This is a genomic window from Micromonospora aurantiaca ATCC 27029 (genome assembly GCF_000145235.1).
Taxonomy (GTDB): domain Bacteria; phylum Actinomycetota; class Actinomycetes; order Mycobacteriales; family Micromonosporaceae; genus Micromonospora; species Micromonospora aurantiaca.
On the sequence record NC_014391.1, the window covers coordinates 1,230,509 to 1,250,992 of the forward strand.

15 protein-coding genes, 1 tRNA gene and 1 pseudogene are annotated in these 20,484 nt (G+C 69.0%); 14 read left to right on the forward strand and 3 right to left on the reverse strand.

The features are described from left to right. The first annotated feature begins 82 nt into the window (after window positions 1–82). From MICAU_RS06050 to MICAU_RS32360, 3 genes and pseudogenes are all read left to right on the forward strand, one after another. A complete protein-coding gene (locus tag MICAU_RS06050; protein WP_013284408.1) occupies window positions 83–6,829 on the forward strand; it encodes a polymorphic toxin-type HINT domain-containing protein in 6,747 nt (2,248 codons plus the stop codon). Between the two features lie 601 nt (window positions 6,830–7,430). Continuing rightward, window positions 7,431–7,903: pseudogene (locus tag MICAU_RS06055) on the forward strand (FtsK/SpoIIIE domain-containing protein); the annotation flags it as partial. A gap of 74 nt (window positions 7,904–7,977) precedes the next feature. Beyond that, window positions 7,978–8,427, forward strand: coding sequence for a hypothetical protein (locus tag MICAU_RS32360; protein WP_167545735.1), 450 nt, complete (start codon window positions 7,978–7,980; stop codon window positions 8,425–8,427). 158 nt (window positions 8,428–8,585) lie between these two features. On the opposite strand, the gene MICAU_RS06060 is transcribed toward MICAU_RS32360, so the two are convergent. Together MICAU_RS06060 and MICAU_RS31440 are read right to left on the reverse strand one after the other, a co-directional pair. Further along, entirely contained in the window at window positions 8,586–9,095 is a 510-nt protein-coding gene (locus MICAU_RS06060) for an SRPBCC family protein (protein WP_013284410.1), read from the reverse strand. After that, window positions 9,085–9,819, reverse strand: a complete 735-nt coding sequence (locus MICAU_RS31440) for a class I SAM-dependent methyltransferase (RefSeq protein WP_013284411.1) — start codon at window positions 9,817–9,819, stop codon at window positions 9,085–9,087. The genes MICAU_RS06060 and MICAU_RS31440 overlap by 11 nt, the downstream gene beginning before the upstream one ends. Before the next feature lie 77 nt (window positions 9,820–9,896). Here MICAU_RS31440 and MICAU_RS33380 point away from each other — a divergent pair, with 77 nt between their 5' ends. The 6 genes from MICAU_RS33380 to MICAU_RS06095 all read left to right on the forward strand — a co-directional run bounded on the left by MICAU_RS33380 (window position 9,897) and on the right by MICAU_RS06095 (window position 16,222). After that, a complete protein-coding gene (locus MICAU_RS33380; protein ID WP_013284412.1) occupies window positions 9,897–12,965 on the forward strand; it encodes a VWD domain-containing protein in 3,069 nt (1,022 codons plus the stop codon). A gap of 63 nt (window positions 12,966–13,028) precedes the next feature. Beyond that, window positions 13,029–13,104: transfer RNA gene (locus MICAU_RS06075), tRNA-Lys, on the forward strand. 535 nt (window positions 13,105–13,639) lie between these two features. Continuing rightward, window positions 13,640–13,813: a hypothetical protein gene (locus tag MICAU_RS32365; RefSeq protein ID WP_157547398.1), complete on the forward strand. Its 174-nt coding sequence runs from the start codon at window positions 13,640–13,642 to the stop codon at window positions 13,811–13,813. A gap of 27 nt (window positions 13,814–13,840) precedes the next feature. Further along, window positions 13,841–14,320 (forward strand): recombinase family protein, encoded by a 480-nt coding sequence (locus MICAU_RS31705; protein ID WP_083791304.1) that lies wholly within the window; start codon window positions 13,841–13,843, stop codon window positions 14,318–14,320. Between the two features lie 470 nt (window positions 14,321–14,790). Beyond that, window positions 14,791–15,423 carry a hypothetical protein gene (locus MICAU_RS06090; protein ID WP_013284414.1) on the forward strand — a complete coding sequence of 211 codons (633 nt, stop codon included), beginning with the start codon at window positions 14,791–14,793 and terminating at the stop codon, window positions 15,421–15,423. 124 nt (window positions 15,424–15,547) lie between these two features. After that, entirely contained in the window at window positions 15,548–16,222 is a 675-nt protein-coding gene (locus tag MICAU_RS06095; protein WP_013284415.1) for a YdcF family protein, read from the forward strand. Between the two features lie 6 nt (window positions 16,223–16,228). On the opposite strand, the gene MICAU_RS06100 is transcribed toward MICAU_RS06095, so the two are convergent. Continuing rightward, a complete protein-coding gene (locus MICAU_RS06100) occupies window positions 16,229–17,455 on the reverse strand; it encodes a helix-turn-helix domain-containing protein (protein WP_174361699.1) in 1,227 nt (408 codons plus the stop codon). Window positions 17,456–17,823: 368 nt separating this feature from the next. On the opposite strand from MICAU_RS06100, the gene amcA (MICAU_RS32630) reads away from it, so the two are divergent. The 5 genes from amcA (MICAU_RS32630) (at window position 17,824) to MICAU_RS06120 (ending at window position 20,369) form a co-directional block, all read left to right on the forward strand. Beyond that, complete coding sequence (amcA, locus tag MICAU_RS32630; RefSeq protein WP_013284417.1) at window positions 17,824–17,988, forward strand: multiple cyclophane-containing RiPP AmcA; 165 nt, start codon at window positions 17,824–17,826, stop codon at window positions 17,986–17,988. Continuing rightward, a complete protein-coding gene (locus tag MICAU_RS06105) occupies window positions 17,985–18,332 on the forward strand; it encodes a hypothetical protein (protein ID WP_013284418.1) in 348 nt (115 codons plus the stop codon). The genes amcA (MICAU_RS32630) and MICAU_RS06105 overlap by 4 nt, the downstream gene beginning before the upstream one ends. Then, on the forward strand, window positions 18,329–19,465 hold the full coding sequence (gene amcB, locus MICAU_RS06110; RefSeq protein ID WP_013284419.1) for a cyclophane-forming radical SAM peptide maturase AmcB: 1,137 nt from the start codon (window positions 18,329–18,331) through the stop codon (window positions 19,463–19,465). Before MICAU_RS06105 ends, amcB begins: the two co-directional genes overlap by 4 nt. Next, window positions 19,462–19,644: a multiple cyclophane-containing RiPP AmcA gene (gene amcA, locus MICAU_RS06115; RefSeq protein WP_013284420.1), complete on the forward strand. Its 183-nt coding sequence runs from the start codon at window positions 19,462–19,464 to the stop codon at window positions 19,642–19,644. Before amcB ends, amcA (MICAU_RS06115) begins: the two co-directional genes overlap by 4 nt. 62 nt (window positions 19,645–19,706) lie before the next feature. After that, on the forward strand, window positions 19,707–20,369 hold the full coding sequence (locus tag MICAU_RS06120; protein ID WP_013284421.1) for a pentapeptide repeat-containing protein: 663 nt from the start codon (window positions 19,707–19,709) through the stop codon (window positions 20,367–20,369). Window positions 20,370–20,484: the final 115 nt, after the last annotated feature.

Consider the following 20,484-nt stretch of genomic DNA (forward strand, 5'->3'; position numbering starts at 1 on the left):
GCGGTGGGTCCGCCCGCTCCCGGGCGGGCCCACCGGCACGCGAGACCTTTCCCGTTCTTCTCCCGTAACCCCTGGAGGGGTGATGTTCTCCCGACTCCTGGTCCGGTCCGGCGGGTTCGTCCGCCACACCGTACGACCGGTTTCCTGGGCGATGGCCGGTGTCATGGCCGCCGGCTTCATCCAGATCGCGACCCCACCCGCCTCGGCCGAGGCGAAGCCGAACCGTCCGTCGACCTCGGACGCGTCCAAGGTCCTGCCCAAGCGCGACCCGCTGCCGGCCAAGCCGAAGGCGGCCAACCCGGCGGTGGCTGCCGCCTCCACCGCCCCGGCGAAGGTCACCTGGCCCGCCGCCGGCGCCGCGGACATCACCGTGCCGGCGCCCGCGTCGGCCCGCTCCACCGCCGGCTCTTCGAAGGCCCCGGCGGCCACCGCCAAGATCGGTGGCCTGCCGGTCGCGGTGTCGGCCGCACCCGCCGCCGCGGCCGCCGCGCCGGACTCGGCCCGTCCGGCGGCCTCCGCTCCCGGCAAGGTACGCATCGAGGTGCTCGACCGGAAGGCCTCGGAGAAGGCCAAGGTCGACGGCCCGATCGTCCGGCTCGACCGGGCCGACGGTCAGGCCGCCGCCGGGAACGTCCGCCTCGACCTCGGCTACGGCGGGGTCGCCGGTGCGTTCGGTGGCGACTTCGGCGCCCGGCTGCGGCTGGTCCGCCTGCCGGAGTGCGCGCTGACCACTCCGGAGAAGGCCCAGTGTGCCCCGGTTCCGCTGCCGACGACGAACGACAGCGCCGCCGAGACGCTCTCCGCCGAGGCGGGCACCGGTGCGCTCTTCGCCATGACCGCCACCGACTCCTCCTCGCAGGGTGACTACGGCGCCACGAAGCTGTCCCCGTCGTCCAAGTGGTCGGTGGCCCCTTCCACGGGTGGCTTCTCCTGGAGCTACCCGCTGCGGAGCCCGCCGGTGCCGGGTGGTGGTGCGCCGCCGATCGCGCTTGCCTACTCGTCGCAGTCGGTCGACGGCCGGACCGCGACGACCAACAACCAGGGTTCGTGGATCGGTGAGGGCTTCAACTACGAGCCCGGGCACATCGAGCGCCGGTACAAGCCCTGCTCGGACGACGGGCACGACCAGTACGCCGACCAGTGCTGGGCGTACGACAACGCGACCATCCTGCTCAACGGCAAGTCGACGGAACTGGTCAAGACCGGTGACACCTGGCGGTTCGGGACCGACGACGGCTCGAAGGTCGAGCGGCTCACCGGCGCGGTGAACGGTGACAACGACGGCGAGTACTGGCGGGTCACCACCACCGACGGCACCCAGTACCACTTCGGCCTGAACCGGCTTCCCGGCTGGACCTCCGGCAAGGAGGAGACCGGCTCGACCTGGACCGTGCCGATCTACGGCGACGACTCGGGCGAGCCCTGCTACAACGCGACGTTCACGTCGGCCTACTGCGACCAGGCGTGGCGCTGGAGCCTCGACTACGTCAAGGACCGCTACGGCAACGTCACCTCGTACTTCTACGAGAAGGAGATCAACTACTACGCCCGGGGCAAGAAGACCGACGTCAACGGTGTCCCGTACGTCCGGGGCGGCTGGCTCAAGCGGGTCGACTACGGCCAGCGGCACGAGGCCGTCTACACGACCAACGCCCCCGCCCGGGTGCGCTTCGAGACCAAGGAACGGTGCCTGCCGTCCGGCAACGTCGACTGTGACCCGCAGGATCTGAACACCACCACCGCGCCCTACTGGCCGGACGTGCCGTTCGACCGGAACTGCGCCAAGGACACCAAGTGCAAGCTCGACCAGATCACCCCGACGTTCTGGACCCGGGCACGGTTGACCGGCATCACCACCGAGATCCGCGAGGGCACCGGCTGGACGCCGGTGGACAACTGGAAGCTCGACCACCTGCTCACCGACAACGGTGACGGCTCGCGGACCCTCTGGCTCCACAAGATCACCCACACCGGTCTCTACGGGCCGGGCGCCGACATCGCCATGCCGTCGGTCGAACTGGGCGGCCTGCAGCTGCCCAACCGGATCGACCGCGACGGCGACAACATCGCCCCGCTGGTCCGCTTCCGGCTGGCGACCGTGTGGACCGACGCCGGTGGTCAGATCGACGTCAACTACGCCACCCCGGACTGCACCAAGAGCACGCTGCCCACGCCGGGCAACAGCACCAGGCGTTGCTATCCGGTGAAGTGGAACCCGCTCGGCAGCGGCGACCCGATCACCGACTGGTTCCACAAGTACGTGGTCGAGCAGGTCGTCGAGACCGACCGCACCGGCGGGGCGCCGGACATGGTGACCCGCTACCAGTACCTGGACGGTGCGGCCTGGCGGCACGCCGACCCGGACGGCATCTCCGACCCGAAGGACCTGACCTGGAGCGACTGGCGCGGTTACGGCCGCGTGATCGTCACGGCCGGCGACGGTCAGGTCCAGACGACCAAGACGGAGTACCGCTACCTGCGCGGCATGCACGGCGACAAGGATCCGGACGGCGGCACGGGTACCGTCAGCGTCGCCGACTCCACCGGCGGGAGCCACACCGACCACAACGAGTTCTCCGGCCACCAGTTGGAGAGCATCGTCTACGACGGCGCCGACGCGGTCAGCAAGAGCATCGCCGTCCCGTGGCGGCACAACACCGCGACGGAGACCCACAGCTGGGGCAGCAAGAAGGCCTGGTTCATCAACACCACCACCGCCCGGAGCCTGGTCGCCCTGGCCGCCGGCGGGTGGCGGGAGACGAAGCAGACCTCGACCTTCGAGACCAGCTTCGGCCGGGTGACCGAGACCGAGAACGAGGGTGACGTGGCGGTCACCGGCGACGAGGCCTGCAGCCGGACCACGTACGCCGACAACGCGACCGCCCACCTGTACAGCCTGGTGTCACGGGTCGAGTCGGTGTCGGTGGCGTGCTCGGCCACCCCCGACCGCAGCAAGCAGGTCATCTCCGACACCCGGACGCTCTACGACGGCAAGGCGTTCGGCGTCGCGCCGACGCTGGGCAACCCGACCCGGACCGAGCGGCTGAAGAGCCACAACGGCACGACGGCCACCTACATCCGCGCCTCGGAGGGCACGTTCGACGCGTACGGCCGGCCCTTGACCGCCGTCGACGCGCTGGGCCGGGTCACGAAGACCGTGTACACGGACACCAACGGCCTGACCACCAAGGTCAAGGAGACCAACCCGCTGCAGTTCGTCACCACCACCGACTACGCCCCGGCGTGGGGTGTGCCGGTCGGCCAGGTGGACCAGAACGGCCTCAAGAGCGTCCTGGAGTACGACGCCCTGGGCCGGCTGGCGAAGGTCTGGATGCCGGACCGGACGGGCGCCAGCGGGCTGGAGCCGAGCATCCGCTACAGCTACCTGGTCCGCACGGACAAGCCGGTCGCCATCAAGACCGAGCGGCGGCAGAACGACGGCTCCTACAGCGTCGAGTACAAGCTGCACGACGGTCTGCTCCGGCCCCGCCAGGTGCAGTCGGAGGGCCCGGACGGCACCCGTACGGTCGCCGACACCTTCTACACCGGCACCGGCCAGCTGGCGAAGACGTACGCGACGTACACGGTCGCGGGCACGCCCACCGACGTGATCTACCCGGCCGTCAACGGTGACGTCAACGGCCAGACGCTGTACGTCTACGACGGCGCGGACCGGGTCACGGCGGAGATCTTCGCGGTCGCGGGCAACGAGAAGTGGCGCACCACGACCACCTACGGCGGCGACCGGGTTTCGGTCGACCCGCCGGCCGGCGGCACCCCGACGACCTCGATCACGAACGCCCTGGGCAAGACCACCGAACTGCGGCAGTACAAGGGCAGCGGTCCTACGGGCGACTTCGACAAGACCGAGTACACCTACACGCACGCCGGGCAGCTGAAGACGGTCAAGGACCCGGCCGGCAACGTCTGGTCCCACGAGTACGACCAGTTGGGCCGCAAGACGAAGTCGATTGACCCGGACGCCGGCACGTCGACGTCCGGCTACGACGACCTGGACCGGCTCACCAGCACCACGAACGCCCTCAACCAGACGATCAGCACGAAGTACGACGAGATCGGCCGCAAGATCGCCGTCTACAAGGGGGCCGCCGACACCGGGGAGCTGCTGAGCAGCTGGACGTACGACCTGGAGATGCTCGGTGAGCTCTCCTCGACGAGCCGCTGGATCGAGGGACACGAGTACGCCACGTACTTCTCGATCTACGACGAGTTCTACCGGCCGCACGCCACCTACTACTCCGTGCCCGAGCACGCCGGTGCCGAACTGGCCGGCTTCTACACCTTCGGCACGGAGTACAACCGGGACGGCAGCATCCAGTCGGTGAGCATGTCGGACGGCGGTGGGCTGCCGTTCGAGACGATCGCCTACACCTACGACGATCTTGAGCGCCTGACCGCGACGACCGGTGACGCCCCTTACCTGACCGACGTCGAGTACGCCGGCACCGGCGAGGTACTGCAGACCGAGGCTCGGGTGGGCACCCGGAAGGTCTGGTCGACCTACGAGTACGAGCAGGGCTCCAAGCGGCTCACCCGGCAACGGCTGGACCGCGAGTCGGCCCCGGTCGTGGACATCGACGCCCGCTACACGTACGACCAGTCCGGCAACATCCTGCGGATCGCCAACAACCCGTCCGGGACGCAGGACACGCAGTGCTTCACGTACGACTACCTGCGCCGGATGGAGCGGGCCTGGACGTCGGCGAGCACCGCGACCGACCCGTGCGCCGGTGGGCCCTCGGTCACCGGGGTGGGCGGCGTGGCCCCTTACCACCACGCCTACACCTTCGACGTCACGGGCAACCGCAAGACCGAGGTCCAGTACGGGACCAACGGCACTCCGCTCATCGAGCGCAGCTACACCTATCCGGCCGCCGGCCAGGCGCAGCCGCACACGCTGAGCCAGATGACGGAGAAGACTCCGCAGGGCGACCGGCTGTACTCGTACGAGTACGACGCGGCCGGCAACACGAAGAAGCGGACGAGGGCCGGCGAGGACCAGACCCTGGTCTGGGACGCCGAGGGCAACCTCGAGTCGGTCACCGAAGCCGGCAAGAAGACCAGCTTCCTCTATGACGTCGACGGCTCCCGGATGCTCCGCAAGGAGCCGGCCTCGACCACGCTCTACCTGCCGGGCATGGAGATCCGGCTGAACCACCAGACCCGGTCCACCGACGCCACCCGGTACTACGCGCTTCCGGGCGGGGCGAGCCTGGTCCGCAAGGTGGACGGCCTCCGGTACGTCGCGAACGACCACCACGGCACCGGCCAGGCAGTCGTGGACCAGAGCGGCGCTGTCACGCATCGGCGGATGACCCCGTACGGCGAGAACCGGGGCGCTTCGCCAGGTCAGTGGCCGACAGAGAAGGGCTTCGTCAACGGGAACATCGATTCCACGACAGGCCTGGTCAACATCGGCGCGCGGGAGTACGACACGATCACCGGCCGGTTCATCTCGGTCGACCCGATCATCGACGTCAACGACCCGCAGCAGATGAACGGGTACGCGTACGCCAACAACAACCCGATCTCGTTCTCCGACCCGGACGGTCTCAAGGCCTGCTCCGACGACGCCTGCGGGCCGGGCGCCGACTACGAGGACATGTACGGCAACTACCACAAGGTCAAGGGCCACAACGACGGTTGCGGTGGTTGCTCGGGCGCGTACGACCCGGACGAGCCCACGATCAACGTCCACAACAACCCGCGGGCATCAGCGGAGGAGCGGGCCGCGGCCGCGCGGGCGGCGGCGGAGAAGGAGAGGCAGCGGCGGATCGCCGCGGCCAAGGCGAAGATGCTCAACGCCGCCAAGGCCCTGGCGAAGATCCTGATGGACGAGTTGGGCATCACCGATGCCCTGGACTGCTTCCTCAAGGGCGACATGGGCGGCTGCCTGGCCACGGCAGTCAACGTCGCGGGTGCGGCGATCGGTGGTGCGCTGGGCAAACTCGCAGTCAGATACGGCGCTCCATGGAAGTGGAAGAAACTCGCCAACCTGACCAGTCGGGTCAAGGGCCTGCTCATCGACCTGGTCGACAACGCCAAGGCGTTCATCAAGTGCAAGAACAGCTTCGTGCCCGGCACGTTGGTGGTGATGGCCGACGGGTCGCGCAAGCCGATCGAGGACGTCAAGACCGGCGACATCGTGTTGGTGACCGATCCGGTGACCGGCAAGACGACGATCAAGCCGGTGGTGGCGACCATCATCGGTCAGGGCAGCAAGAACCTGGTCGAAGTCACCATCGATCCCGACGGTGACAGCGGCGACGCCACGGAGCGCGTGGTCGCCACCGACAACCACCCGTTCTGGGTACCCGGCCTCGACGAGTGGGTCGATGCCGCCGATCTGCGGGCCGGTCAGTGGCTGCGCACCTCGGCCGGCACCCACGTGCAGATCAGCGCGACCCGGCGGTGGACGGAGCCGGCACAGGTCCACAACCTCACGATCGACGACATCCACACGTACTATGTGGTCGCCGGCAACACCCCGGTGCTCGTGCACAACTGCGGGACCTCAGTTGATGATCTTCGCAATGCTAAGCCGATTGAGGGGCACGGCATTGATCCAGATAAGGCTGCGGACATGCAAACCTGGAGTGACGACGACCTCTTGGCGTCGTTCAATACCCCTCGTGATGGTGGAGTAGCGCGAATCAATGAGAGCGGAACAATCGTGAACGGGCACCACCGGATCAATGAGATCATTCGACGAGCGGACGATCCCAACAACAAGAGGATTACGGGAAGTACTAAGGTTCGGATCGAAGAATACCGCCGGGATCTCAGCGATTTCTGGGACCTTGACTGATGCCGGGCGACTCGGCGTACCGGCAGGAGTCCAAGATCGGTCCACGTGACGCTGATTTCGGCGTTCGCATGGCCAGCCTCGAAGACTTGGTCCGCATCAATGAAGAGAACCGACACCGCGGGTGGTCAGCTCGCTGGAGTTCACACGACGCACTTCGGAGCGAGGTTGCGGCGGGATCGACTGCGATTCTGTGTCCGCTCTTTCGTAACGGCGGACTAATCACCGAGCCCCAGTCATACCGATGCCACATCTTCTTTGCAAGCAGTAGCGAGAACAGAGGATTGGTATCGCTGATCGACGTTGGAGAGGGCACATTTGAGAACTTGCGCGAGGCGAACTCGATTGAGAATCTGACTCGTGTGGTCAGGCTACTCATGGACAGCTACGAGTTGACGCCCCTCGGTTGACAACACGACTACCGCGGCGCCCGATCGGGCGCCGCGGTAGTCGTGTTGTCACGCCGTGCGTGGACGTGCGCTGTAGTTCATGGCGGTTGCTGTCACGGCTGCTGTCAGATACTCGCAACACATGCCGATATATCGATAAGAGTAGGTAGATGGTTCGGCTGGCCGACCTGGCTTGCCGGCGGGGTCTCGGCGTGGTCGACGCCTCGACGGTCGACCGGCTCGGCCTGGCCGAGTTCCAGAACGCCGCCGGGCATCTCACCGGCGCATGGCGCGTGCCCCAGGTACGGGTAGAACAAGTCCGTCCCGGCTTGGTCCGGCTGCGGGCGCTGCTGGTCGACCCGCTCACCCAACCGACGCCCCGGACGGGCTGACCACGACCGCCGACCACGCGCGGACATGGTCAGCGGGTGTTGACGCTGATGGCCAGCCGGTCACCATTCGTTCCTGGGGCGTGTCGGGGTGGTGGTCGCGGGGCTGGCCGGCTTCGGCAAGACCTCACTGCTGAACGCCCGGTTCTGTCAGCTCGCGGCGAGTCCGGCGGTGCAGTTCGCGTTGATCGATGGCAAGGGCGGCCCGGACTACGACGGGCTGTTCCGTCGGGTGTGGTGTCGGCGAACGACGATCCGGAGCAGTCCGTGATCATCTGGCGCGGGTGCATGAGCTGATAACGGGATGGCCATGGGTATTCAGCTGTCCAACTCCTTTTCACGCTTCTAGGCTGCGATCATTCTGGGGGCAAGCGTGTTGGAAGTCCTGCCTGGGGTCGGCCTTGATCGTGCCCGGTTCGGGGAGAGCCGTTCCAGTCACCGCGAGCGGCTCGGAAGCTACAAGGCCTTCGAGCGAGTGCCGGGCACGGGGGTGACCGACATCTATGAAGATGGAATGGTCATGCTGTCCTACGACGAGCTGGACCGCCTCGCCTTCATAGAGATCGGAGGCGAAACAGCCGTGTCACTTGGTGGAACTCAATTAACGGGAAGGCCTCTCGCGGCCGTGCTTGAGGAGCTAGCTCAGGGCGGTCTCACGGTTGATTTCGACGGCGACTCGTCGTACGCAATCTCGTCAACCGGAGTTGAACTCTTCACCAGCTCTCCGGATGACGTTGATGAACCAGCTGGGGGAGTTTCGATAGCGCGAACCGGGCGAGAACGAAGTGCGGAGTTGCGCGCACCGGTTGCTGGCAGCTGCTGAGCAGGGTGCAGATGCGGTGCCCACGCCGATCCACCACAGCAACGGGCCGATGGCCGTCATCAGGGTAAGGAGAGCCACTGACCAGCCCGGCCATCGGCGTAGCGTAGGTCGAGAACCTCTGCCGGTCGTGAACGTATCCGGGGGTCTAGCCACGACGGTCAGCGAGCCGACCCATCGCCGGACTCGGCGAGCCGCTTGAGGTTCAGCAACTGCCGGCGGGCCATCACCAGGTCGCCGAGGCAGCCACCGAGGGCGATCACCGGGTTCGTCCGCATCACCACCTTGAGCAGCAGGCGGGTGGTGTTCCCGGCGTCGGGCACCAGGACGTACGACAGCACCGCGCCCATGATCTCGCCGGTGAGGTGGTGCCCCGGCTCGACCGCGAGGATCCGGCCCCGCCGCCGCCCGCCGGCAGTCGTGAACGCCTCGCCCACCACCGGCTCGGGAAGGTTCACCAACCGTTGCGGTGAACGGCGGCCGAGGTTGTCGATCCAGTCGTACGAGTACGGCGCGAGCCGGATCTGGGCGACCCACCGCCACACGGCGGAAGGTGGCGCGTCCACGCTCACCCCGCGCCACGCCCGCAACGTGGGCGCGGGGACGAAGTGGTCGCACGGGTACCGGCGACGTGTCTCGTCGTCGGAGACACCCCACCGGTCACCGAGCATCGGCCCGGCCCAGCACCAGCGTGGTCCGCAGGTCGAGCACGACGGTGCCGCCGAAGTCGTCGACCAGCCGGTCCAGCGCGGCGATCCCGCGTCGTTGCTGGTCCGGGGTGCGGGACAGGTACGGCCCGAACGTGCGCATCAGCGCCAGGTACCGCTCCTTGTCCAGCGGCAGTTCCCGCCGGAACACCTCGCGGCGTACGTCGTCGAACTGTCCGCTGTCGAGGACGTCCCGGTGGAACCAGTCGACGGGCCGCTCCCGGACGGTGGGGTCGACGGATCGCAGTGCGGCCCGGACGGCGGCCTGCTGGGCGGCGTCGGCGTAGTCGTAGCGGTGCCCGAAGACGGCGAGGGTGCCGCCGGGCGCCAGGGCGCGGCGGGCAAGGGCGTTGCGGGTGGCCGGGTCCAGCCAGTGCCAGACCATCGCGCAGGCGAGCACGTCCACCCCACCGGCGGGCGGCGACCACCGCTCGAACGTCGTTGCCTCGATGCGCGCTTCCGGGAACCGCTCGGCCAGCCGGGCCGCCATTCGCGCGTCGGGCTCCACGCAGGTCAGGGGCGCACCGAGGCGGGCCAGCACCTCGGTGCCCTTCCCGGTGCCCGCGCCGACCTCGGCCACCGACGCCGGTGCGCCGCCGTGGTAGGCGAGTATCGACCCGGCGATCTCCGGCGGATATCCCGGCCGGGCGCGCTCGTAAAGGTCGGCGACCGTGCCGAAGACATTCATCACCAGCAGGATACGGCTCCGACCGGTCCCCGACAGACCGCGCGGAAACCGGCCCACCCGCTTCTACAGTCCGCACCATGAGGTGGACCCTGCGGCTGGCGGCGGCGCTCGGCGTACTCGCGACCGCTCTGGCGACCGGGTCGGCGAGCGGCGCCGCGGCGCCCGCCGACGGCGGCCTCGGCCTGGCCCTGCGGCCCGGCCAGGCCGACTACCAGGCCGGGGACCAGGTCCGCCTCGACCTCACCGTCACGAACACGACCGGGTCGGCGTGCGCGCTCGCCACCGGGCCCGTCGGCACCGTGCAGGTCACGGGGGTACGCCGGGACGGGCGCGACGTCGAGCCGACGCTGGCCCGCAGCTTCTTCGAGGACGGGATCGGCGCCGCCGCCACCGCCGGGCTCACCACAGTGGAGCCGGGAGCGACCGCCGTCGTGGCGTCGACCGGGGTACGGCTGCGCGACGGCGAGGTCGTGCTCCGCTCGGTGGCCGCCACCCCGGACGGCGGTGGGCTGGACACGCTCTGGCCGGTCGGCGCACCCGGCCGGTACGAGGTGACCGCCGGCTACGTGACGCTGCCGGTGACCGGCGCGACGAACCCGTGTGCGGGCGCGACAGCGCTGCGGACCGCCACGTTCACCGTGTCCGACGACGGCGGGACCGGCCGGCGCTGGCTCTGGCTCGTCGGCGGGGGAGCACTCGCGCTGCTCGTCGTCGCGCTGGTCGTGCTGCTGCTGGTATGCCGACGACGCCGGCCGACAGCCGCCGCCGTGGCCCTGGTGCTGCTGGTGGCCGTCGGCGCGTACGTCGGCGGTGGTGCCCGGCCGGCGCGGGCCGACTACGGCGTCGACCCGACCGCCGGGGTGCCGGTCAGCGGCGTCGACTTCCAGGCGGCTGTCGACGGCTGCCTGGCCGGGTTCGCGTTACCCGGCGGCGACCCGTCCGGCCTGCTGCCCCGGCTGCGCGACAAGAAGAGTCCCCGCGTGCGGATCATCCCGACCACAGGTGGATCGGGCGCGTTCGAGACGCCGGACAGCGCCGACGGCAAGGGCTCCTCGACCGTCACGTGGAACCCGACCTCCACCGACCCGTACGGCGACGGGGTGGCCCGCGACCCGTGCGCCGCGCTCTACCACGAGCTGAACCACGCCGACGACATCTCCCGGAACGCGGTGCCGCAGGGCGAGTGCGGCGGCACCGGCATCCGTACCGCCGAGGTGAAGGCGACGCTCGCGGAGAACCGCTACCGGGCGGCGAAAGGGCTGCCGCCGCGCACCGAGTACGACGGGAAGCCGCTGCCGAAGAACCTCGACGAGTGCAAGAAACCGGCCAAGAAGACACCGCCGCCGAAAGGCCCGGTGAAGCTCTGCGAGGACGGCGCTGATTGCGGCGGCAGCAACGGCGACCCGCACCTGGTCACGTTCGACCGGGTCGCCTACGACTTCCAGGCCGTCGGCGAGTTCACGCTGGTCGCGTCCACCGGCGGCGACCCGCTGGAGGTGCAGGTCCGGCAGGCCCCGATGGCCGGCACGCGTACCGCCTCGGTCAACTCGGCTGTCGCGTTCCGGATCGGCGCGCACCGCATAGCGCTCACCCTCACCGACGGCGGCACCCGGGTGCACGTCGACGGCGCGTCACCGGCCGCGCTGCCGGACCGCACCGACCTGGTCGGCGGCGGCATCCTCACCCGCCGTCCGTCGGACACCGGCCCCACCGACGGGTACGACGTGACGTGGCCGGACGGGTCCGCGGCGGCGGTGGACCAGATCGGCCGGTACGGCTACCGCGTGCTGGTCCGGCTCGCCGAAACCAGGGCCGGGAAGGTACGCGGACTGCTCGGCGACTTCGACGGCGACCCGGACGACGACATCGCGCCCGCCTCCGGGGCGGCGCTGGCCCAGCCGGTGCCGTTCGGGAAGCTCTATCCCGCGTACGCGGACAGCTGGCGGATCACCCCGGAACGCTCGCTGCTGCACTACGACGACGGGCAGGACACCGGCACCTTCACCGACCGCGCGTTCCCGGAACGGGAGGTCACCGTCGGCGACCTCGACCCGGCCCGGCGCGCGGCGGCCGAACAGGTCTGCCGCTGGGCCGGCGTGACCGCGCCCGCCCAGCTCGCCGAATGCGTCTTCGACGTCGCGGTCAGCGGCCGACCCGAGTTCGCCGTGGCCGGCGCCACCACCGAACGGGTCGCCCCGCCGGCCGCCACCCCGATCACCGCCGTACCCGTCGCCACCGCCACGCTCACCCCCGGCGGAGAGCCGCTGACGTTCGCCGCCCGCGCCGGGGACGCCGTCTTCGTCGACGCCACCGCGCCGGGAATCGGCGACCGCTGCTCGCCGTACGTGCTCACCGAGCCGGGCGGACGGGAGATCGCCAGCGGATGCAACATCAAGGGCGCCGGGTACGTCGACCGCGTCGACCTCACCGCCACCGGCACGTACGCGCTGCGGGTCGTCGCCGCACCCGGCGACACCGGCCGCGCCGCCGTGCGGGTGTACTCGGCCCGGGACAGCGACGGCACGGTGCAGCCGAACGGCCCGGCGGTCACCGCCACCGTCGCGCAACCCGGCGCGTGGGCGCGTTACCGGTTCACCGGGCGCGCGGGGGAGCGCGTCTACGTGGAGGTGCCGACGAGCACGCTCACCGACCAGTGCTCGCCGTTGGAGCTGCGGGACGCCGAGGGACGGCTGCTGAGCAGCGGTTGCGTGATCAACGGCGCCGGCGAGATCGACGGCACGCTGCTGCCCGCCGACGGGACGTACACCGTGGTGGTCGACCCGACCGAACGCGGCACCGGCACGACCACGCTGCGGCTGATCGCCAGCCGGGACCGGGAGGCGACGATCTCGGTCGGCGGACCGCCTGTCGTCGCCGTCGTGGACCGGCCCGGCGCGATCACCGGCTACCGGTTCACCGTCACGGCCAGCGCGTCCGTGACGGTGAGCGCGACCGCCTCCGACCTGCCGGACCAGTGCGGCGTGCTGGCCCTGCACGCGCCCGACGGCAGCACCGTCGGCACGGGCTGCGTGATCAACGGGGCCGGCGAAATCGGGCCAACCGTGTTGCCGGCCTCCGGGGCGTACACCCTGGTGGTGGACCCGTCCGGGGCCGCGACAGGGCAGGTCACGCTGGCGCTGCGGTGAGGCCGACCCTGCGTTTCCGGGGTGGTGTGCGGGCGTGCTAACGTCTCGTCCCGTTGTCAGCGAGCGCCGCTAGCTCAACTGGCAGAGCAGCGGACTCTTAATCCGCGGGTTCGGGGTTCGAGTCCCTGGCGGCGCACCAACGATCAAGGCCCTGACCAGGTGGTTCACACCGGGTCGGGGCCTTTTTCGTGTACGTGGTTGCCGGGCGGTTGCTCGGCGACTGCTCGGGAGCCGGTGGACCGGGCCAGCGTGGCCGAGACGATGCGGCTACGTCGAGCCGTCGGCGGTCGGCGGGAGCGTGGCTGCAGGACCCTGTAGGCCAGTTATGTCGGTTCTGTTTGCTCTTGGGCACAAGGAAGATGCGATCGTTTAGTGGGAACGGACCATCGCCCGGCGAATCTGTATTCGGTCGTCCACGTCGGTCTCCCTCTCTTCTTTCACGACGAGAGGGAGGGCAATATGATCTTGGGGGACCTGCCGGGTGGCTCCCTGCTAGCTATCGCCTTGGGTGTCTTCCTGGCGCTGGCCGCCTTGGCAGCCGCGGTGGCTGTGCTGCACCCGCAGCGGCAGCGACGCAACGATGCCTTCCGAGTACTTGCGTTGCTGGTCAGCCTGTTCCGACGTGCGGGTGGTGCACCGTGACGTCAACGCGGGGGAGCGCGTACCGTGGTCCGATGCGCCGAACGGTGCCGGTTCTTGCTTACGTACGCTCTTTGCCGGAGGAGTCCGCTGCGGTCTTGAGCGCGCAGGCGGCAGCGATCCGCCGGGCAGTCGTCGCCCGCCAGCTTCCCGTGCCGTACGAACTCGTGTGGACGATCCGCGATGAGGCGGCCGAACGCCCCGTGTGACTACCGGAAGCCTTGAGACGATTGGAGATGGGCGCCGCTCAAGCACTGTTCGTCACGCGGTGGGACCGGCTCGGCCCAACCAACTTCATCGCAGGAGGGCTCAGACGTCACGCCATCGAGTTCGGCTGGGCGCTGGAAATCCTTGATGACATGCTCGACGATCAGGCCGATAACGTGGGCAGCAGTGGCCTGCGCTCTGCACGAACCATAGAAGGCCTCGCCGAGGCCCGTTCCATCGGCATACGGCTCGGACGCCCCAGGCGCTGTAAGGACGACGTGCTTCGGGCAGTGGTCGAGAAGTCCCTGCTGGGCGTCCGCCAAGTCGATATCGCAGAGCAATTGAATGAGAAAGGGGCGCCAACCCCGGGTGGCGGTGAACGCTGGTATCCCTCGCACGTCTCACGTCTGCTGCGCACGCAGGATGCTCGGCAGTATCGGCGGTTTCTCCTAGATTGTTTGAATGATCAAAGCTGTGCATCTATCGAGAGATCCGCGGAAGAGGCTTAAAGGCGTGGCGTCGGTGGGGACGCGGCGGGGTCCGGGCCAGCGAGGTCCCCGGCTGGCCGTGGTCATCGGTCCTTTGGCGTCGGAGACGGCCCGGTTTTGCCTGAAGGCGGAATGCCGGTTCTGCGGCTTCCATCATCAGCTTTTCAGATGAATCCATGAACAGTGATCATGGAAAACGTCTCACAAACCCCGTTTTGAGGGTGTGGAAGCTCCATCGTGGAGCCACCGGCTTCGATCGGGATGGCCGGCCGTTGATGGGTAGGGGATCATCGGTGGGCGGCCGAGGGTGTGCAGGTGACGCCTCGGCGGTGGCCAATCCTGTCGCTCCTGGCGTTGCACGGTGTGGCTACGACGGATGACGTCGCGGTGGTGCTGGGGGTGCCTCGGTTAACCGCGCACCGGAACCTGACGTGGCCGCACGCTGCGGGGCTGGTGGGCCGGGAGCGGTCGGCGGAGGACCGGGCGCACGCGTGGGGTACCGGATCACCAAGCAGGGCACCGAGCTGCTCGCCCGCGACCTCGCAGTCTCCGGGCGGTTGGTGCCGCTGCACTTGGGTCAGCGACAGTGGGGTGCTGTGCATTACCTATTGTTCCTGGCGTTGCTGGCGGTGTCTCGGCAGGATCCAGGCCGGTGCGGGTTGTTCCAGTGGTCGGCGACGTTGGACACGTCGGTGTGGTTGCGGGAGCGGGATATGGCGCATCTACGTGCTGACGGGTATGGAGTGTGGCTCGAAGACGGCCGGTGCGTGCGGTACTTGGCGCACGTCGATCCAGGTCCGGTCGGTGATGCCATCGCCGAGCGCGAGCAGTCCACCGCAGGCCTCGGCGGGGTCCTGGCCGGTTACCGGCGCACCGACCCCGTCGTGCCGGTCTGTGCGGTGCTGGTCATCGCCCGCGACGCGGCCCGGGAGGCCAACCTGCTGGCGGATCTGATGAGCCGGCCGTTGCGGGCGCCGGTGGCGGTCACGACGGTCGACCTTCTGCACCAGCACTGGCCCCACGAGCAGGTGTGGCGCACCCCGAGGATGGGCGACACGCGTCATCGGTTGATCGACCTACCTGAGGCGGCTGCCGATGGCGCTGATGGCGTCGGCTCTGTCTGAATATCCCTCGGTGGGCGGAGAAGCTAGAGCTGATTCGGACCGACCGGAGCCTGGCCTACGCTGACGCCATGAGGGAACGGGGCGTGGAGCAGACTCTGGTGACGGCCCTACCTGGCGGGCGCTGATGGACCAGCAGGCGGCGGTGCCGACTCACGTGCTCCCGGAGGAGGTCCGGGCTGACGTGGAGACGTTGTGGCGCTACCACGACATGCGTCACAAGTTGCGCCCGTGCGACGTGGGGATCGGGTTGGGCAGCCATGACCTCGGAGTGGCTGTCATCGCGACGCGCTTGTTTCACGAGGGCCTGTTCCCAAGGATCGTGTTCACCGGCGCGAACGCCCCGACCACTGTCGAACGTTTCCCGCGTGGAGAGGCGGTGCACTACCGCGAGTACGCCGTTGAGCAGGGTGTGCCCCCGGAAGCGGTCCTCGTGGAGCCGCGTGCCACGAACACCGCCGAGAACCTCGAATTCTCCCGTGCGCTCCTGGCCGAACGCCAGATCCCGGTGCGGTCGGTGCTGATCATGTCGCGGCCCTACCAGCAGCGTCGGGCCTACGCCACCTGCAGGCTTATGTGGCCGGAGGTTGATGTGGTGTGCGCGTCGAATCCACTCGAACTGGACGACTACGTGAGTAGCATCGGCGACCCGCGGCGGGTGGTGGACATGCTGGTCGGCGACACACAGCGGATCGAGGTGTACGCCGAGCGCGGGTTCGCGATCCCGCAGGAGATGCCGGACGAGGTACGGGAGGCCTTCCAGCGCCTGGTGGCCGCTGGCTACACGAGCCGGCTGATCTGAGCCCAGCTACCAGCGCGGCCCTCCCGACCGAACGCCCATCCGGTCGCTGAGTTCGACGGCCAGTCGAGGTGGCCGGGGGCGGGTGAGGATGTCCCGGACGAGATCGCGGGAGAGCGAGTGGTAGCGCACCTGGTCGGGGCCGATGACCTCGGCGTCCAGAAGCGCCGCGAGCGCGTCGTCGATGCGGTTCCACCGGGCAAGGGCTCGGGCGGTCTCGATGGCATGCCGAACCTGCCGCTCGACGGGCACGGTGCTGGTGTCGAGTGGGGCGCCGATGGCGATGGCGCGTTGCACGTCGCCGAGTTCCATTGCCACGGTCGTCTTGTGGATCGACACGTTGGTCGGGCCGAATGCGGTCCACACGTGGTTGCCATCGGCACCGAGTCGCCGTGCGGCGGCATCGGCTTCGGCGATGTGGGTGTCGGCGGAGGCGCGGTCGTCGTCCCGGGCGGCGGCCAGCGCGCAGACCAGGTGCAGGCTGCCGTAGACCGACAGCAGTTGCGGAGTCGGCTTGGCGAGCCGTGGTCCCAGGAACTGCGCCGCCGTGGCGGCGAGGCCCCGGGCTTGGGCATATTCACCGATGGACGCCAGCGAGTGCGCGGCGGAGCGGCTGAGTGAGCCGATGACGACGTGATCGTGGCTGGCGTTCGCGGCGGCCAGCCCTCGGCTGGCGGCGGTCCACGCGAGGTCACCTTCGCCGAGCTTGGTGAGGAACAACGCGGCGAGTTGGTGGGCGTAGGCGGTCATCGCATGTGCGCGCCGGCCGTCGTCTCCGTCGTACGCCTCGGTGGCGGTGAGGCAGTCGTGGATGAGGTAGGGCAGCCGGCGGGCGAGGGTGCCATAACGGGAGTGCTGGTAGGCGGTCCAGATCTCGGCGACATCGATCTCGATCTCGCGTAGGGTGAGGGCCTCGACATCGCCCGTGCGGGCCAGCGTTGGCGCGAGGTGACGATAGTCGTGGAGAGCGGCCCGCAGGGCGGGGATAGTTTCGCGTCCCGAGTCGTCCGACCACTCGAACAGGCTCGGTGCACCGATCAGGTCGCCGAGGGACACGTCGAGGGCCTTGGCGATCGCGCGTATGACCGACAGCCGGTCCAGGTCGGCCCGGTTCGTTTCGACCTTGCGTAACCACTCCTGCGTCTTGCCGACCAGACCGGCCAGCACCTCCTGGGAGAGCCCTCGCCGACGCCGGTAGAAGGCGACGCGCTGGCCGATCGTCATGTCGTCCGTCATCCCTCGCACACCATCACCCTGCCCGCTGAAGGCTGCTGGACCCGGTACGGATTTTCCCGGTCCTCCGAAGGGGTCGCCCCTACGTTCAGTTCACCTCGGATCAACGGCACGTGTCGATGCCGGTGTCGGGATGACTGACAGGAGCTGCAGATGGAGGGATCGATGAGCGGCGCTCCACACCACGGTCTGGGCCGCTGGCTCGGCCCGTCCGGGAGCGAACTGTCTCGAGGCTTTCCCCGCCTGCGTACCGCCATGAGGGCTGCGTGGGTGGGTGATCGGCGGTCCGCTCCCAGCCGCCGTGGTGCGGCGGCGGGCTCGCCGATCCCCCGGCGAGCCCGCCGCTCATCGTCCCTGGTGGGGGTGGCGGCATGACGGTGTACGTCTCGCGTAACGCCATGGCCGGCCAGTCCCGGCTTCCCGAGCCGAGGTGGACGGCCTCGCCGGGACGGGTGTGGCCGGCTGATCTGCCGCTTCTCACCTTCGTGTGGCGTCGGCTGTTCGAGCAGCAAGCCCGCGAGGGCGGTCGCCGGTGACCGGGCCACAGCGCCGTCTCGCGGCGAACCGGCTCGCGCCAGCCGAGGTGGAACATCTGCCGATGCGCCCGCTGTGGCGGTGTCGCCGGTGCGGTCAGCCGTGGCCCTGCGGCGCGGCGAAGCTCGCGCTTCTGGCCGAGTACCGAGAAGTGCCGGTGAGCCTGTTCCTCTACCTGGCCGGCTGCCTGCACGACGCGATAGATGACCTGCACCGGCTGAACCCGAGCGTCACGGGCAGCGCCGCCGACATGTTCGACCGGTTCCTCGGCTGGCCCGCCCGCCACACCCACGCCTACCGCGTCAGTACCACCACGGCCGTCAGCATCGAGGAGGCCACCTCGTGAACGGTATCGGACTCATCGACTCCACCGGCCAGCCGGCGGTCGCTGGCAGCTTCCACACCCTGGTCGTGCAGCCGACGAGCTTCTGCAACCTAGACTGCACCTACTGCTACCTGCCCGACCGGAGATCCCTGCGTCTGATGAGCGGCGCGGTCGCGCAGGCTTGCGCCGAGTCGATCGCCCAGCAGAACAGCGGTCATCCGGTGAGTGTCGTGTGGCACGGGGGCGAACCCACCGCCACACCCATCGGGCTGTTCCGGGATCTGCTGGCCCCGTTCGAGGAGCTGCGGCGCGCGGGGCTGGTGTGTCACGAGATCCAGACGAACGCGACGCTGATCAACCGCCAGTGGTGCGAGCTGTTCACCACCTACGGGTTCGAGGTCGGGGTCAGCATCGACGGACCGGGCGCGTTGAACCGCAACCGCCTCGACCGGGCCGGCAACCCGACGGACGCCCGCACCCTGCGCGGCATGCACATGCTGGCCGGCACGGGGCTGAGGTACTCGGTGATCTGTGTGGTCACCCCGGAAACCATCGAACACGCGGACGCACTCGTCGACTTCTTCACCGGCCTGCCGGGCTGCGAGTCTGTGGGTTTCAACATCGAAGAGCAGGAGGGCGCCGACCGCGCACCGGTCGCGGAGGATGACGCGTACCGGTTCTGGCAGCAGCTCATCGCACGGCGCGTCGGCGGCAGCACGCTGCGGATCCGCGACGTGGACCGCCTGGCCGACTATATTGCCGCCACCCGCTCCGGCCACGTCGATCACGCGCCCTACGAGCCGATCCCGACCGTCTCCTGGGATGGGCAGGTGGTGCTGCTGTCACCGGAGCTGCTCGGCATCACCGAGCCGCGATACGGCGATTTCATTGCCGGCAACGTCCTCCAACAGCCGATCACCGCCATGCTTGCCGGCGCCGGCGACCTGGACTACGTCGCCGAGTTCCTTACGGCCCTCAACGACTGCGCCGACCACTGCGCCTTCTACGACTTCTGCCGGGGCGCGCAGGCCGGCAACCGCTACTTCGAGCACGCGACGTTCACCGCCCGAGAAACGACCTACTGCCGAACCACCCGACAGGCCCTCGTCCGCGCCGCCGCGGACCACCTCACCCCGCAAGGAGAAGCACCATGACCAAGGCCCTTGCAGTCCTCATCAACGCCGCACCCGAGCACCTCGCCCGCCTCGGCGTCGACCCGCAGCGGTCGGTAGCGTCGATCGACGCGGCGAAGTTCGACAACCGCCCCACCTGGGACAACAAGGGTAAGTTCGACAGCCGACCCGGCTGGGACAACTGGAACAAGAAGAAGTAGCCCTCCGCGACGGGACGCGCGGGGTGGCGTGCCCACCCCGCGCCCACACAGGTTGAGGACACATGCGCACCACCACGATCGGCGACCTGAAGATCCTGCTGCCGGACCTCGATCCGGACGACCTCGACACCACCACGGACCTCGCCGACGGCCTCACCGAGGCACTCGTCAACGGCGCGGCGTGGCGCGGCTCGCACCTCGAGGACGCCAGTATCCGCAGCAGCCTGATCGCTGGCGCGGACCTGAGCGAGAGCACCTGGGAAGCCGGCAGCCTCTACGGCTGCGAGATCACCCGCACCGACTTCTCCGGAGCGACCCTGACCGGCATCACCGTCGAACGCTGCGCGATCACCGGCTCCCGGTTCACCGGCGCGAGACTCACTGACGTACGCCTCAAGGACGTCCTGTTCGACGGCTGCCGCTTCGACTACGCCAGCCTCCAGCGCGTCGCCGCCGCCGGCTCGGTCGCGTTCACCGACTGCACTCTCACGAACGGCGCGTGGTCTTCCTGCCGACTACCTCGCCTGGTGTTGCGGTCGTGTGACCTCGCCGGTCTGGAACTGGACTCCTGTCACCTCGACGGGACCGATCTGCGGGGCAGCCGCCTCCACGGTCTCAAGACGTCGCTGGACAACCTGCGCGGTGTCACGCTCGGCGAGGACCAACTTCCTGACCTCACCCAGCTGACCGTCGCCGCCCTCAACCTCGCCGTCCGCAAAGACTGATGACGAAGGCCATGGTCCGGCTACTCCGTACCAGGGCCTTTTCGTCGTGCCCGCTCTCCAGCGGCGGCGTGGCCGACCCCGGACCCATCGACGGCCGGACGGGACGGATCATATT